Annotated in this window: 11 protein-coding genes; 5 read left to right on the top strand and 6 right to left on the bottom strand. The window is 72.0% G+C overall.

Annotation, left to right across the window (positions count from 1 at the left end):
* Positions 1–23 precede the first annotated feature (23 nt).
* The 3 genes from rho to thrC all read right to left on the bottom strand — a co-directional run bounded on the left by rho (position 24) and on the right by thrC (position 4,551).
* Positions 24–2,105, bottom strand: a complete 2,082-nt coding sequence (gene rho, locus AB0J69_RS08610) for a transcription termination factor Rho (RefSeq protein WP_364114373.1) — start codon at positions 2,103–2,105, stop codon at positions 24–26.
* Positions 2,106–2,561: 456 nt separating this feature from the next.
* Positions 2,562–3,464: a homoserine kinase gene (gene thrB, locus AB0J69_RS08605; RefSeq protein ID WP_364114371.1), complete on the bottom strand. Its 903-nt coding sequence runs from the start codon at positions 3,462–3,464 to the stop codon at positions 2,562–2,564.
* 28 nt (positions 3,465–3,492) lie between these two features.
* On the bottom strand, positions 3,493–4,551 hold the full coding sequence (gene thrC, locus AB0J69_RS08600; RefSeq protein WP_364114369.1) for a threonine synthase: 1,059 nt from the start codon (positions 4,549–4,551) through the stop codon (positions 3,493–3,495).
* A 240-nt stretch (positions 4,552–4,791) separates the two neighbouring features.
* Here thrC and AB0J69_RS08595 point away from each other — a divergent pair, with 240 nt between their 5' ends.
* Positions 4,792–6,192: a glycosyltransferase gene (locus AB0J69_RS08595; protein WP_364114367.1), complete on the top strand. Its 1,401-nt coding sequence runs from the start codon at positions 4,792–4,794 to the stop codon at positions 6,190–6,192.
* A 55-nt stretch (positions 6,193–6,247) separates the two neighbouring features.
* Here AB0J69_RS08595 and AB0J69_RS08590 read toward each other — a convergent pair whose 3' ends face one another.
* Both AB0J69_RS08590 and AB0J69_RS08585 read right to left on the bottom strand, forming a co-directional pair.
* A complete protein-coding gene (locus AB0J69_RS08590) occupies positions 6,248–7,900 on the bottom strand; it encodes a glycosyltransferase (protein WP_364114365.1) in 1,653 nt (550 codons plus the stop codon).
* Positions 7,897–8,970, bottom strand: coding sequence for a family 2 glycosyl transferase (locus tag AB0J69_RS08585; RefSeq protein ID WP_364114363.1), 1,074 nt, complete (start codon positions 8,968–8,970; stop codon positions 7,897–7,899). The genes AB0J69_RS08590 and AB0J69_RS08585 overlap by 4 nt, the downstream gene beginning before the upstream one ends.
* 226 nt (positions 8,971–9,196) lie before the next feature.
* Here AB0J69_RS08585 and AB0J69_RS08580 point away from each other — a divergent pair, with 226 nt between their 5' ends.
* The 4 genes from AB0J69_RS08580 to AB0J69_RS08565 are packed head-to-tail and all read left to right on the top strand — an operon-like array spanning position 9,197 to position 14,806.
* Complete coding sequence (locus AB0J69_RS08580) at positions 9,197–9,658, top strand: hypothetical protein (protein ID WP_364114361.1); 462 nt, start codon at positions 9,197–9,199, stop codon at positions 9,656–9,658.
* The gene (locus AB0J69_RS08575) at positions 9,655–11,157 is read left to right on the top strand and encodes a glycosyltransferase (protein ID WP_364114359.1); all 1,503 of its coding nucleotides are present in this window, start codon (positions 9,655–9,657) and stop codon (positions 11,155–11,157) included. Before AB0J69_RS08580 ends, AB0J69_RS08575 begins: the two co-directional genes overlap by 4 nt.
* A complete protein-coding gene (locus AB0J69_RS08570) occupies positions 11,154–13,121 on the top strand; it encodes a glycosyltransferase (protein WP_364114357.1) in 1,968 nt (655 codons plus the stop codon). The genes AB0J69_RS08575 and AB0J69_RS08570 overlap by 4 nt, the downstream gene beginning before the upstream one ends.
* 5 nt (positions 13,122–13,126) lie before the next feature.
* Positions 13,127–14,806, top strand: coding sequence for a glycosyltransferase (locus AB0J69_RS08565; protein WP_364114355.1), 1,680 nt, complete (start codon positions 13,127–13,129; stop codon positions 14,804–14,806).
* 355 nt (positions 14,807–15,161) lie between these two features.
* Here the strand turns inward: AB0J69_RS08565 and AB0J69_RS08560 are convergent, their stop codons facing one another.
* A complete protein-coding gene (locus AB0J69_RS08560; protein ID WP_364114353.1) occupies positions 15,162–15,623 on the bottom strand; it encodes a hypothetical protein in 462 nt (153 codons plus the stop codon).
* Positions 15,624–15,651: the final 28 nt, after the last annotated feature.

Genomic DNA, 15,651 nt, shown 5'->3' with positions numbered 1-15,651 from the left:
GCCGCCCCTTCCGAAGGGAGCCGCTAGTCGCGGTCGTTGCTCACCGTGGTCTTCTGGACCTGCATGAGGAACTCCGCGTTCGACTTGGTCTCCTTCATCTTCTCCAGGAGCAGCTCGAGCGCCTGCTGCATGTCGAGCGCGTGCAGGACGCGCCGCAGCTTCCAGACGATCTGGAGCTCTTCCTTGGCCATGAGGATCTCTTCCTTACGCGTGCCGGACGCGTCGACGTCCACCGCGGGGAAGATCCGCTTGTCGGCCAGGGAGCGGTTGAGCTTGAGCTCCATGTTGCCGGTGCCCTTGAACTCCTCGAAGATGACCTCGTCCATCTTGGACCCGGTCTCGACCAGGGCCGTGGCGAGGATCGTCAGCGAGCCGCCGTTCTCGATGTTGCGGGCGGCGCCGAAGAACCGCTTCGGCGGGTAGAGCGCCGTGGAGTCGACACCACCCGACAGGATGCGGCCGGAGGCCGGGGCCGCCAGGTTGTAGGCGCGACCGAGGCGGGTGATCGAGTCGAGCAGCACGACGACGTCGTGACCCAGCTCCACGAGGCGCTTGGCCCGCTCGATGGCGAGCTCGGCGACCGTGGTGTGGTCCTCGGCAGGACGGTCGAAGGTCGAGTGGATGACCTCGCCCTTCACCGACCGCTGCATGTCGGTGACCTCTTCCGGCCGCTCGTCCACGAGCACGACCATCAGGTGGCACTCGGGGTTGTTGTGGGTGATCGCGTTGGCGATCGCCTGCAGCACCATCGTCTTACCGGCCTTGGGCGGCGAGACGATGAGGCCGCGCTGACCCTTGCCGATCGGCGACACGAGGTCGATGATCCGCGTGGTGAGGATGTTGTGCTCGGTCTCGAGGCGCAGACGCTCCTGCGGGTAGAGCGGCGTCAGCTTGTTGAAGTCGGGCCGGTTGCGGGCCTGCTCCGGGTCCATGCCGTTGACGGTGTCGAGGCGGACCAGGGCGTTGAACTTCTCGCGCCGCTCGCCGTCGCGCGGCTGCCGGACGGCGCCGGTGATGACGTCGCCCTTGCGCAGGCCGTTGCGGCGGATCTGGGCCAGCGAGACGTAGACGTCGTTGCTGCCCGGCAGGTAGCCGCTGGTCCTGACGAACGCGTAGTTGTCGAGGATGTCGAGGATGCCGGCGATCGGGATGAGCACGTCGTCGTCGCCGATGACGGGCTCGCCGCTCTCGAAGCGCTCGCGGCCGCGGCCACGGTTGCGCTCCCTGAAGCGGCCCCTGCGGCTGCGCCCGCCGCGGTCGTCGTCGTCGACGCCGCCCCGCTGGTCGCCCCGCTGGTCACCACGGCTGCCGAGGTCGGCAGCGCGATCGCGCTGCTCGCCGCGGCCACCGTCACGACCGCCGTCACGACCGCCGTCACGACCGCCGTCACGACCGCCGTCACGACCACTGTCGCGGCCGCCGTCACGACCGCCGTCGCGGCCACTGTCACGACCGCTGTCACGGCCGCCGTCGCGGCTGCTCTCGGCGCGGCCGCCCTCACCGCGGTCGCCGGAGCGGTCGCCGGTACGGTCACCGCGGTCACCGCGGTCGCCACGCTCGCGGCGCTCGCCGCGGCTGCGGCGCTCGCGCCGGCTCTCGCCGCGGTCGGAGCGCGATTCGCCCTGCCCGGCCTCGACCGGCTGGGCCTGCTGCTCCACGACCGGCTCCGCGGCGGCCACGACCGGCTCGGGCGCTGCGGCCACGGGCTCGGCGGGCTGTGCCGCGACGGGCTGCGGGGCGGGCTCCTCGGTGGTCTTGGCGCGGGAACGTTCCCTGCGTACACGGGTGGGCCGCTCGGCTGCGGGGGCCGCCTCCGTCGTGGCCGGGGCGGGCGCCTCCGCCACGGGTGCGGCAGCTGCTGCGCCGTCTCCGGAACCGCCACCCTGCTTCTCCTGGATGGCCGCGATGAGCTGGCTCTTCCGCATGCGCCCGGTCCCGCTGATGCCCAGCTCAGCTGCCATCTTCTGCAGCTCGGGCAGCACCTTGGCGGAGAGGCCGGTGCCGGAGCGACGCGCACGCGGCTTGGCCGCGGCGCGGGTGGGGGTGTCGCCGGACGCCGGCTCAGCGCCTGATGCGTCGGAGAGGAGTTCGGTGGTGTCGCTCAACTAAAAGGTCCTTCCCAGGGGTCGGGCGCCGGTTTTGTTCTTCCGGGCGTCCCGGAGGTGCTTGCGATCCGGCGGGACAGACCGGGTCGGGGTGCACTTTGCGATCTTCGGCTGTCGCTGGAGACGGCCGCCACTCTTGGGGAGGGGTTCGTCACGCCGCCGATGGCCCTTGGCGCGTGGCTGACACCCCCCAGATTGCTGTCGCCAACCAGATGTCGAGATGATTCGAACGCGCAGGTCCCCGTCGTCGCCACCTCGCGTTGAGCCAACCGGGTGTGGGCCAACCGGAGGCAACGGATTCCGGGGAGACAGCCGCGCTGCCCACGCCTCGCGACGTGAAGCATGATGCAGCGATGTATGGCTGACAAGCACGCACCCACCAAGGGGGCATCTGGTGCGGCTATCAGCCTAACATCACCAGCGCACACGGCTATTCCCTGAAGGTCTAAAGAGGCATCAGCGTGTCTCGGGGAACTGAACGTTCGCACCAACCGGGTCGACGTCCATTAGCTGGATGTGCCAGTCATTACCCACTTCTGGCGCGATCAAATCCTGCGTATCCGATGTCGAAAACGCAAGAACCGTGGGACCCGCTCCCGAAACGACCGCGGGCACGCCCACTGCACGGAGACGTTCTACCAGACTCGCGCTCTCCCTCATGGCAGGCGCGCGGTAATGCTGATGGAGCCGATCTTCGGTGGCGGCGAGCAGAAGCCCTCGCTCGGGCCGCTGGGTCAGCGCGGCGATCAGCAACGCGGCCCGGCCGGCGTTGAAGGAGGCGTCCTTGTGGGGCACGTCCTTCGGCAAGAGCCCCCGTGCGGCCTCCGTGGACAGCCGCGTCGATGGGATGACGACGACTGGACGGATGCGCTGGTCGGGAGCCAGTTTCACCATATGTGGCGCACCGGTGTGGTCGGACCACGCCACGGTCAGCCCGCCCGCCAGGCAGGGGGCGACGTTGTCGGGATGGCCTTCCATCTCGGTGGCCAGGGCGAGCACGTCGTCGTCGGTGAGTTCGCTCTCGGCCAAAGCGCGCGCGGCGAGAATGCCCGCGCACACAGCCGCCGCCGACGATCCGAGACCACGTGCGTGCGGGATCCTGTTGCGGCAGCGCAGGCGTATGCCCTCCGGCTGAGGCACACCGATGCGGTCGAACGCCGCACGCATCGCCTTGACGACGAGATGCCTTTCGCCGAGATCCACCTCCCCCGCGCCCTCGCCCTCCACCGTGACGTGCACGCGCTCCCCGGTGAGCGTGGCCTCGACCTCGTCGTGGAGGCTCAGCGCGAGCCCGAGCGCGTCGAACCCCGGCCCAAGGTTCGCCGACGTCGCGGGCACGCGAATGTCAACGGTCCTCATTCGTTCACTTTTCCCTCGTCACTCCCCGTCAGGCGAGGTTGAGCGCCGCCGCGGCGGCGTGTACGTCGATGGGGATGACCACTGGCGCCGGTGCCCCCGAGATGGCCCAGTCAGGATCCTTCAGCCCATTGCCCGTGACCGTACAGACGATGCGCTGCCCCGCCTCCACCATGCCCTGTGCGTGGGCCTGCAGCAACCCCGCGACGCTGGCGGCCGAGGCGAGCTCGACGAACACGCCCTCTTCCTGCGCCAGCAGTTTGTACGCCGCCGCGATCTGCCGGTCGGTCACCGCCTGGATGGTCCCGCCCGACTCGTCGCGGGCCGTGGTGGCCAGCGACCAGGAGGCCGGGTTGCCGATGCGGATCGCGGTGGCGATCGTGTGCGGATGGGCGACGGGCGCGCCCTCGACGATGGGCGCCGCACCGCTGGCCTGGAAGCCGAACATGCGCGGTCGCTTCGCCGACACACCGTCGTCGAAGTATTCCTGGTAACCCATCCAGTAGGCCGAGATGTTGCCCGCGTTGCCCACCGGGATGCAGTGGATGTCGGGCGCGTCACCAAGCGTGTCCACGATCTCGAACGCCGCCGTCTTCTGCCCCTGCAACCTGAACGGGTTGACCGAGTTGACGAGCGCGATCGGATAGCTGGACGACAGCTTGCGGGTCATCTCCAGGCAGTCGTCGAACGACCCCTCGACCTGCAGCAGCGTGGCCCCGTGAACGAGCGCCTGGGCCAGCTTGCCCATGGCGATCTTCCCCCGCGGCACCAGCACGGCGCAGGTCAGCCCAGCGCGGACGGCGTAGGCCGCGGCCGACGCCGAGGTGTTGCCGGTGGAGGCGCAGATGACCGCCTTGGCCCCCTCCTCCACCGCCTTGCTGATGGCCATGGTCATCCCGCGGTCCTTGAAGCTGCCCGTCGGGTTGGCCCCCTCGACCTTCAGGTAGACGTCGCACCCCGTCAGGGCCGAGACGCGATGCGCGGGCACCAGCGGCGTGCCGCCTTCGAGCAGCGTGATGACAGGCGTCTTCGTGGTTACCGGAAGACGCTCGCGGTATTCCTCGATGAGGCCACGCCACGACCTGCTCATGATGACTCCCTACCTGCGCTCTTGGGCACCGAGTGTACGGGGTGCGGGCGACCGGCGAGGAGCCGCGTCCACAGGTCGGACTCATCCATTGGACAGGGGCACTATTCAGGAAATTCTCAGCATCTCCCGATAAGGTCGCGGAAGGGGGTCACGACCATGAACGCGCGTCCTGCTTTGAGGCAGAACGACTTTTCACCAGTAGCGGCACCGCAGCTCGGCGCCTGGTCACCCGCCCTTTCCGTGAGCGTGGTGATACCCGCGCACGGCGGGCAGGACAAGCTCGACCTGACGCTGGCGGCGCTGGCCGCGCAGACGTACCCGGACCATCTCATGGAGGTCCTGGTCGTCGACGACGGGAGCCGGCCGCCGATCAGGCTGCCGGAGATCCGGCCGGTCAACACGCGCCTCGTACCCGTACGGGACGGGTGGGGCATCTCCAACGCCGTCAACACCGGCGCCAAGGCCGCCGACGGCGAGATCATCCAGCGGCTCGACGCCGACATGGTGGCCTGCCGGGAGCACATCGAGGCCCTGGCGCGCTGGCACCACGTGACCGACTACCTGGTCACGATCGGGATGAAGAAGTTCGTCGACGCGCCGCCGGTCACCGCCGAGCAGGTCTACCGGGCCGAACACCTGGGAGAGCTGTTCGACCTGGAAGCGGCCGTGTCGAGCTCGACCGAGGCGACGATCGCCAAGACCGACGGGCTGCGCAAGAGCCGCAATCCGTACCACGTGTGCACCGGCCCGACCTTCGCCCTTCCCCGGGAGGTCTTCCACGCCGTGGGCGGGCTCGACCCGAACGTGGCGCGGGGGGAGGACACCGAGTTCTCCTACCGGCTGGCCATGCACGGGGTCGTGTTCGTGCCCGACATGGCTGCCCAGGCCGTGCACCTGGGGCTGCCGGCTCAACACCGTGACCGGGAGCGGGCCGTGCGGGCCGTGGAGCCGTACCTGGCGCACCGGATCCCGCTGCGCCGGGACCTGCGCAAGGACCGGGGACGGCGGTGGCTGGTGCCGTACGTGGAGGTGGTGCTCGACGTCACGGACACCTCCGAGTCGGTGGTGCGGCAGGCGGTGGCGGCGGCGCTGGACGGCAAGCTGCAGGACGTCGTGGTGACGCTGGTGGGGCCGTGGTCGCTGCTGGACTCCTCGCGCCGTTTCGGCCTGTCGGACCCGTGTTTCGAGCTGCGTCTCATGCGTGACCTGTTCGCGCACGACGAACGCATCCGCCTCATCGACGAGGCCGCGCCGACGCCCGCGCCCACGCCGTTCCGTTACCGGGGACCGGTGGACGTGCCGCTGCACCGGGCGACGCTGGAGCGGATGATCGAGTCGGTGCAGAAGGATCTCGCGGGCGTCCTGGTCGTGGACCTGCCGGACGGGCGCACGGCCCGCCTCGAACGCACCTCGGCCCTGGGCCGCGCCGCCCTGCTCGCCGACGCGGGCGACGACCTGGACGACGTCATCGACGCCACGCACGGGGTACGCCACGAGCCGCCGGATCGCTTCTGGCCCGCGCCCGCGCAACCGGAGCCGGTCACCATCCCGGCGCCGGTCGTGGTGCCGGCGGACGCCTCGGTGGAGGCGCCCGAGAAGACGCTGCTCCGACGCCTGAAGTCGGCCCTGCGCCCCAACTGACGGCGCCCCAACTGACGGCGCGCCGGCCGCCGGTCGGGAGGCGCAGGAGGCGCCGTCAGTCGCGCAGGCGTTTGCGGAGGGCGCGTTTCATGGTGGCGGACATCAGGGTGCGCAGGCTTTGCTGGGCGCGGCCGGCGGCGGCGAGCTGGCGGCGGAGCGTGCCGACCTCGCGGCGCAGCTCCACGGTCGACTTGCGCCAGCGACCCGCCTCCTCGCGCCACTTGGCCACCTGCGCGCGCAGCCGCTCGGCCTCCTTGGCCAGCCTGGCCGCCTCGGCCTGCGCCTCCACCCGCGCCCGGTACGCGCCGCGCCGCCCCAGCAGCGGTGCCGCCGGGCCGCCGGTGAACGCGGTGAAGTCGTAGGTCTCGGCCTCCACCCACGACACGCCCGACACCGCGTCCACCACGTCGTCCAGGTCCTCACCCGGGTCCACCACGACGCGCGCCCTGGCGAAGGCGGACGCGCGCTCCAGGCGGGCCGCGACCACGCCCTTCGGCGTCTCGTCGAGCAGCACGTTGACCAGGCCCAGCCCCTCGTCGCGGGCCAGGTCGAGCAGGCGGGCCAGGCTGTCCTCGCCGGGGATCCAGCCGGCCGGCAGGCGTAGCACGAACGGCACGGCCGGGTCCACGTCCTCCGCTCCGGCCAGGCGCACCCGGCCCTCGTGCCGGTAGTGGCCCTGGACCAGCGCCAGGTCGAGGGCCGGGTCCTTGAGCGGGGCCCGGCGGTCGCGGTCGAGGGCGTCCCAGGGGCCGAGGAGGAGCACGTCCAGGTCGGGGACGGTGCAGGCCAGCACGGCGTCCACCGTCGCGCGCACGCCGTCGTAGCCGGTCGTGCCGTCCACGACCACCGTGACGTACGGGACCTTCCACTGCCGCCCGGGATGCCCGCGGAGCCAGCGGTAGGCCGGGATGCGGTCGGCCACGAACGCGTGGCTCACCCGGTCGATGGGCTGCTTGTCGCGCATGCGCATCGTCGGCCCGAGGTGGTAGGCGCGGGCCGACGGCTCGGGCACGAAGACCGCCCCCGCCTGCCACAGCCGATAGCCCATCTCGGTGTCCTGGCCGAGGATGAGCTCGTCGTCCATCGGCCCGGCGGCCTCGACGAGCCGCGCGTTGACCGAGGTCGCGCCCCCGACGTGCAGGCTGAAGGGGCGCTGGGGGTTGTCGGTGAGCCCGTCGGTGCGCTCGACCAGGTCCACGATCCAGGAGTGCGGCTCGGCCGGCTCGAACGCCTTCTCCAGGTCGCCGGGCAGCTCGGCGGGCACGTCGGCGTCGGTGAAGCGGATCCAGCCGGTCACCACCAGGTACGGGGCCGCGTGGTGCCAGCGCATGTGGGCCTCGATCGCGCCGGGGGTGAGGACCACGTCGGAGTCGAGCCAGTGGATGACGTCGCCGGTGGCCTCGGCCAGGCCGGCGTTGCGGGCGGCGGCGCGGCCCGGCACGGGGCAGACGATCAGCCGGGTGGCGGCCGGGCGGGTGGAGGGCAGGCGCAGCGGGGGCTCGGTGCCGTTGTCGACGACGATCGCCTCGACCAGCTCGGCCGGGTACGTCTGCCTGGCCAGCGCGGCGAGCACCAGGTCGAGCTTGTCCTGGCCCCCGTAGGCGGGGATGACGACGCTGACCGTCAGCCGCGGGGTGAAGCGCTCCTCGGGTGCGAGCGGCCGGTAGTCGTTGCCGCGCACCCTGGGGTGGCCGCCGCCTGTGGTCATGCGGCTTCCATGAGCAGGCTCGGGCGGAAGCCGCGCCACTGGTTGGCGGCCACCTTGACGAAGTGGGCCAGGGGCAGCTGCCAGGTGTGGTCGCCGCTGAGCCCTCTGCGCAGGACGTAGCCGAGTCCGTGGGTCCGGTAGATGCGGGCCTCCGCCTTTTTCGCCGCTTTCAGGAATTCGAGATCGACTGCCCGCGGCAACCCAGGAAATCCGCCTATTTCACGAAATTTCGCCAAGGGAATCATGATCGTTCCGCCGGCCACGTGATCAGCCCAGACCTCGCTCGGATAGCTCGCCCCGCTCGCGAACGTCGTCCGCCTGATCGTCGCCTTCAGCGGCTCCAGGTAGAAGAACTCGGCGGTCGTGCCCACCACGTCGGCCCCGGCGTACGACAGGGCCATGAACAGGTCGGCCAGGTGGCGCGGGCCGTACCAGTCGTCGTCGTCCCACTTCACCAGGCAGTCGCCGCTCGCGAGCCCCGCGGCCCGGTTGAGCACCTCGCCGAACGGCACCGACGCGGGCGCCTCGACCCACCTCACGGGCAGCGAACAGGACTCGACCGCCGCGCGTACCTGCTCGAACGCCACCCCGTGCAGCCCCAGCAGCACCTCGGCCGCGACGTCCCGCTGGCGCTCCATCTGGGCCAGGGCCGTGCCGACGAGGCCCGGCCGCTTGCTGGCCATGACGATGCTGACCTGCGGAGTGGCGGCGGGGTGGGCCAGGCGGCGCAGCCGTACGCTGTGCTCCTCGCGGCGCAAGTCGGCCACCGAACGCGCGGTGCCGTCGGCGGCGTGGCCGAGCCAGTCGCGGTCGGTGAGCACCGCGGCGAGGTCGCCGGGCACCCAGGGCGCGGCGCGGTCGGCCGTCATCGGCACTCCGGCGGCGGCCAGGGCCAGCAGGCCGTCGAGCGGCACGCGGGCGTCGGGCCACTCGATCTCCAGGCCGCGCAGCGGGCGCAGCTCGGACACGTCCGGCGGCCGGCCGTCGACCGCCCAGCCGGCGCCGGCCCAGTGCAGCCGGGCCAGCCCCTTCCCCGGCGTGCGCGCGAAGCCGCAAGGGGTGACGGACATGGGTGGGTGCGCTCCTCGATCGCTTGGGACTCGACCGGCGCCTACCTTACGCCCGTTTTACTGACTGGTAGGCGCGGGCGCCAGATTCGGCAGGCCCGGCAATGCAGGTCGCGGGGCTCAAGATTCCCGGCGATCCTTCAGGAACTTATGGCACGGTAGTTGCCGATGTTTATTAAGCTGTCAATAATCCCCAGATGTCCGTGACGCCTCCAATGTCCTACTCGTCGTGATCTACGAAAGGTATGCGCGGATGCTCTCGCCCCGCCGACTGGCAGCGACCGCCGCACCCCTCGCAGCACTGGCCCTCGGCGTGCTCGCGCTCCTCGTGCTCGCCGACCTGATCACGTTCGGCGCGGCGGCGACCGCGGTGGCGTTCCTGGTCTCGCTGGCTGCACTGGCCCTGCTCTTCCTCACCGTGCGCCGCCTCGACGGGAAGACCCAGCGGATCGACCTGCGGATCAAGAAGCACGAGGCCGAGCTGGTCCGGACCACCACCGTGCTCAAGAACATCGAGACCCGGCTGGACGTGCTGGTGCAGGCCGTCGAGGAGTCCGCCGCGCGGCGGGCCGACGACCTCGGCGCCATCCTGGCCTCCCTCGGTGAGGACCGGGTGAACGCCATGGCCCGGGCGCGCGAGGTGGAGGAGCTGCGCGAGGAGGTCCGCGCCCTGGCCAAGGACCGCGTATGACGCGGGTCAGGCACAACGACTACGGCGTGCTGCGACCGCCCGCGCTGGGCGCGTGGCAGCCCTCGCTGCGCGTGTCCGTGGTCATCCCGGCCTACGACTGCGCGGACGCGCTGCGGCGTACGGTTCCGGCGCTGGCCCGGCAGACGTACCCGGCCGAGCTGGTCGAAGTGATCGTCGCCGACGACGGCAGCGAGCCGCCGATCGAGATCGCGGGGGCGCGGGTCGTACGGGTGACCGACGGATGGGGGCGCGGCGCGGCCCGGCAGACCGGCCAGCTCGCGGCCACCGGGGACGTGATCCACTGGCTCGACTCCGACATGATCCTGGCCGACGACCACCTCGAGGCGCACATGCGCTGGCACCACCTGATCGACCACGCGGTGGTGATCGGCGACACCCGGTTCGTGGACGCGCCGGGTGAGGACGGCGTCCAGTCCGAGTACACGAGGAAGACCCTGGAGTCCACCAGGAGGCTCAAGGACGCCGGGACGAGCGCGTACCTGCAGCACACGGGAGCCTCCTCCTCCGTGCGCGCCGACCTGCTGCGCGCGGCCGGAGGCGTGGACACCTCGCTCAACATGGCCGAGGACACCGAGCTCGGATACCGGCTGGCCCAGGCGGGGGCGGTGTTCATCCCCGACGCGGAGGCCAGGGCGTGGCACGTCGGGCCCTCCACCGTGATGCTGCGGGAGAAGGAGGTGCACCGGCACAACTGGTCCTACCTCGGTGACCTGATCCCGGATCTGCGCTGGCTGCGCAGGCATCCCCGCCGCACCTGGCTCGTCCCGTACGTGCGGGTCGCGGTGGCCGCCACCACGTACGAGGAGACACGCGCGACCGTGGACTCCGCGCTCGCGGGCACGCTCACCGACGCGGCCGTCACGCTCGTGGGCCCCTGGGGCAAGCTGACCGGCGAGCGCCGCGCCAACCTCGACGATCCCATGCTGGAGCTGCGGCTCCTGCACAATCACTACGTTCACGAGCCCCGGGTCGAGTTCGCGGAGAGCGTACCCGTCTCCGCCGCGCCCGCCCCCTTCCTGCTGACCGTGCCCGCCGGATGGGTGCTGGGCGCCGACACGCTCGCCAAGCTCGTCCGGCACGCCGACAAGGACCTGCTCGGCCTGGTCTCCGTGGCGCTCGCCGAGGGCCCGGGCGGCGTCGAGACCGCCCGCCTGGAGCGCACGGCCGCCTTCGCCCGCGCCGCGCTGTTCCCCGGGAGCGCCGACGACCTGGTGGACGAGCTGTTCGGGTCGGAGTGGGTGAGCGGCGCCGAGTACGAGTTCGCGGTGGCGGAGGAGGCCGAGCCGCTGGCCGGCGAGCCCGCCAAGTGGCGGGCGCTGGCCGGGCAACGGCTGGGCGAGGTCAAGGAGCTGCGGGCCCGGGTGGAACAGCTGACGGCCGAGGTCGAACGGCTCACCGCCGCCTCCGAGCAGCCGGACGACCAGGACCGCGGCGGCGCCCTGAGCTCGATCATCCGCCATCTCCGGAGCACCGGGTGATCAGCCGGTTGCTGGCGGAGCTGCCCGCGGCGCGCGTGTTCTTCGCCGGGATCGACGACGTCGCGCCCCTGTACTCCGGCGACCGGGCCGACGTGGTGGACCTGGACCGCGACCTGCTGGAGCCGCCGGCCGAGCCCGAGCGCTCCCGCGAGGTCCTCGTCCTCGCCAAGACCCCCGCCGACCTACGCAGGATCGCCACGCTGCACAAGCTGCTGCCGCAGGCCGAGCGGGTGGTGGTGGCCGTGCTCGACACGCCGGCCTCGCACCCGGCGCCCGTGCCCACGCCCACCCCGGCGCACCGGTGGCGGTCGCTGACGGATCTGCGGGTGTACCGGCCGAAGAACCGGGTCTGGGTGGTGGACGCGCGCTTCTCCGCGGAAACGCCCGCCGGGCGTACGGTGACCGCCACGGCCCGGGCGTTCGCCGGGCACCGCCTGGACGTCATCGCGGCCCCGGCCGCGGCGATCGCGGGCGTGGGGGCGGCCGACTGGCGGCCGGGTGACCCGAACGCGACGCCCTCGGAGGTGGGCGGGCCCGTTCCCGAGCGGGTGGGCGCGCCGGGCAGCGACATGGTCCTGCGTACCCTCGCGTCCTCCCCTGACGCTCTGCCCGTCCCGCCGGACGCCGGGGAGTCCACCGGCGGCGAGCCGGCCGACGGGGACGTCGAGTGGGCCGGGGACGAGACGCCCATCGAGCGGCCGACGTTGCAGGCCGCGAGCTGGGAACGCCTCGGGCGGCCCGGGATGGCCGGCTCGCCGCTGGCCGATCCCGACGTGCTCGGCGAACCCTCCATGATCCCTCCCGTGGACGAGCGGCTGGTGAACCCCCAGGGCTTCGTGACCACGCCCTCCCGGGGCATGGCGTCCCTGGCCGAGCGTGACGGCCGCTGGTCGGTGCTGCTGGAGGGGAAGGTCGTGACGTCGTTCGCCGAGTCGGGCGGTGTCACCGACGCGGACGTGGCCAGGCTGCGGCAGATCCGCGGCGTCGAGGTGGACTGGCGGCACGCGCACAGCGGCCCGCTGGCGGCCGTACGGGTGCTGACCGGGCTGGCCGCCGCCGGGGTGCCGCTGGTGGCGGACGAGGTGCCGCGATGGGCGGGCGCGCTCGGGGAGGACCTGGTCAAGCTGCTCACGCTCACCCCCGACCTCTCCGACGAGCTCCGGCGCGAGGAGCACAGCATCCGCCTGCGCCGCGCGGCCCTGCGCACCCACGGGGTTGCGGCCCGCTGGGAACAGCTCGGCGCCCCGGCCCCCGCTCCCCCGCTCACCTCCGTGCTGCTGGCCACCCGGCGCACCGACATGGTGTCGTTCGCGCTGGAGCAGGTCGCCCGGCAGCGCGACGCCCGTCTTGAGGTCATCCTCGCCCTGCACGGCGTGCCGAAGGGGCATCCGGACGTGGCGGCGGCGATCGCCGCCCACGACGGCCCGCTGACCGTGTTCGAGGCCGACCGCCAGGACGTCTTCGGCGAGGTGCTGAACCTCGCCGCCGCCAAGGCCTCGGGGTCGTTCCTGCTGAAGATGGACGACGACGACTGGTACGGGCCCGACTTCCTGGCCGATCTGCTGCTGGCGCATTCATACTCGGGGGCCCAGGTGGTCGGCACGGTGCCGGAGTTCGTCTACCTGTCCTCCATCGACGTCACCGTGCACCGCAGCCAGGTCACCGAGCAGATCACCAGCTTCGTGGCCGGCGGGACGATCCTGGTCGAGCGCTCGGCGTTCCAGGCGGTGGGCGGGTTCCGGCCGCTGCGGCGCTCGGTGGACACGCAGTTCCAGGAGGCGCTGCAGGCGGCTGGCGGGCAGATCTACCGTACGCACGGGCTGGGTTACATCCTGCGCAGGGGGCCGGCGGCCAACCACACCTGGCAGGAGCCGATCGGGACGTTCCTGCAGCGCAACAGGCGGCAGTGGCGCGGCTTCCGGCCCAACGCCCTGATGGCCCTGGACGGGAGCCGGCGAGCATGACCGGCATGCCACGCATCCGCCGCCAGGACTACGGCATCCTCATCCCGCCCGCCCTCGGCGGCTGGGAGCCCACGCTCACGGTCACCGTCGTCATCCCCGCCCACGACCGCCAGGAGACCCTGGACCTGACGCTGGCGGCGCTGTCGGCGCAGAGCTATCCCGAGCACCTCCTCGACGTCATCGTCGTGGACGACGGCAGCACCACGCCGCTGCGCCTGCCCGAGATCGTCCCCGCCCGGACGAAGCTGATCTCCAGCCCGCCGGGCGGATGGGGGCGCGCCTGGGCGGTGCAGGCGGGGCTCGACGCGGCGACCGGCGAGGTCGTCTTCGTGCTGGACGCCGACATGGTGCCGCACCGGCAGCACGTCGAGGCCCAGCTCCGGTGGCACCACCTGGCCCCGTACGTGGTGGCGCTCGGCTGGATCGACTTCACCGCGGCCGACGGGCCCCTCCCCACGCAGGAGCGGGTCGTGCGGGCGCTGGAGTCGGGCACCGAGGGCGAGCTCTTCCCCCTGGCACCGCACCGCCACGACTGGGCCGAGCAGATCATCCACGACCACGACGGCCTGCGCACCGCCCCGAGCTCCCTGGCCACGCGGATCCACGTGGGGGCCACGGTGTCGTACCCGGCGGCGTTGCTGCGCTCGATCGGCGGCATGGACACGTCCCTGGTGCTGGCCGAGGACACCGAGCTGGGGTATCGGCTCACGCAGGCGGGCGCGGTGTACGTCCCCGACCCGGAGTCCAGGGCGTGGCACGTGGGACTGCCCACGGCGATGCGCGACTTCCAGGCGCTGAAGCGGTACAACGATCCGTACGTGGCCGACCGGGTGCCGTACCGGCGCTACCTGCGTACGGACCCGGGGCGGCAGTGGCTGGTGCCGTACGTGGACGTGACGGTGCCCGCGGGCTCGTACGAGGACGTGCGGGCGACGGTGGACTCCCTGCTGGCCGGCTCGCTCCCGGACGTCCGGGTCACCGTCATCGGCCCGTGGGACTCGCTGACCGCCGCCCGCCGCTCCCCGCTCGCCGACCCCCTCCTGGACCTGCGCCTCGTCCACGCCTCCTTCGACCACGACCCCCGCGTCCACCTCCGCACATCCCCCGGCCCCCTCCCCGGCACGGCCCCGTTCCGCCTGTCGGTCCCGCCCGGCTGGGTCGTGGCGAAGGACACGGTGGAGCGACTGGTGGAGCACATGGAGGAGCACGACCTGGGCACGCTCCGCGTCGCCCTGGAGGAGACGGCCGAAGCCGGCGTGACCGCGGCCCGCCTGGACCGCACGGCGGCCCTCTCCCGGGCCGCACTGGTCTCCGGGCCCGGCGACCACCCGGACGACGTCATCGACGCCGTGTTCGGGCTGGAATGGGTGGACGGGGAGACCTGGGGCGTCAAGCGCCGCCCGGCCCTGTACCCGCCGCGCAAGCGGCCCCCCTCAGAGCTGGCCCAGCTCACCGCCGCGCACCAGAAGGAGATCGCCCTCTACCGCAAGCGCACGGCCGCGCTCAGGGCCGAGCTCGCGCAACTGCGCCGGGAGGCGGGCAAGAACGGCCGGGACGCGGCTCGGTGGCGCGAGAAGGCCGAGTCCTGGCGCCGGGAGGCGGTGCGGCTGGCCAGGGAGCAGAACCGCACGGTGCTCAGACGAGCCGTCCGCCGCGTCCGCAACCTGGCCTTCCCCGACAACTAGCCCGACACGTCGGTGTCCCTCGGGTGCCGGGTGGACGCATGGACGAGATGCACGGTTCGCCGTTGAGCATCGACCAGATACCTCACACGCCCGCCGGAGGTCACCTCGTACTCCCATTGCGGAAGATCGCGTCCGCCGAGGTTCGCCACGGCCAGCCGGCCGCGGAGCCGATGTTGCCGGTCCGGATTGTCCGTGGAGAGGGGGTCGCTCCGCAGAGCCTCGAAACACCGGCGGGTGTTTCCGGAGGCCTCCGCGCACAGCGCCGCCCAGCCTTTGGCCGCCTCGTTCGTGGCGAATCGGAGACGCCATTCGTCACCGATCGAAGGAGGCGCCACATCGTCACCTCGCTTCGGGCTCACGGCGCGAGCACCTCGCCGTGGTCCTCGTCCGGCAGCGGCCGGGTGAGCCGGGCGGTCAGCGCGGGATCGGCCAGGATGCGGGCGGTGGCCCGCCATTCCGCGACGACCCTGTGCAGGGTGGCATGGACGTCCAGATCCACGGCGTCCCTCGTGGCGTCCACGAGATCCTGGACGAACTCCCGTCGTTCCTCGGCCGAGAGGTGCCGGGTCCACGAGAACACGGCGGGGAGCGCGCGCTCCACCGTCCGCGCTCCTTCGTCGCTCATGACGAGCGCCGAAAGCAGGTGAGCCACGACGCTCGCGGTCTCTTCCCTCTCCCGGTCGTGCTGGGCGGTCGTGAGGTAGAGGTCCTCGCCGTCACGCCGCCTGATGTGCACCCGATGCACGCGCGAGACGGTCTCGGCGACTTCTTTGGAATGCTTGGAGAGATCGCTGAAGGGAACCGTCGGCGTAGTCACGCGGCAAACGTTACTTCGGAACTAATTC

The organism is Nonomuraea sp. NPDC049709 (genome assembly GCF_040674815.1).
Classification (GTDB): Bacteria; Actinomycetota; Actinomycetes; order Streptosporangiales; family Streptosporangiaceae; genus Nonomuraea.
Note: the sequence above shows the minus strand (reverse complement) of the source record. Positions and strands in the feature narration are given on the sequence as shown.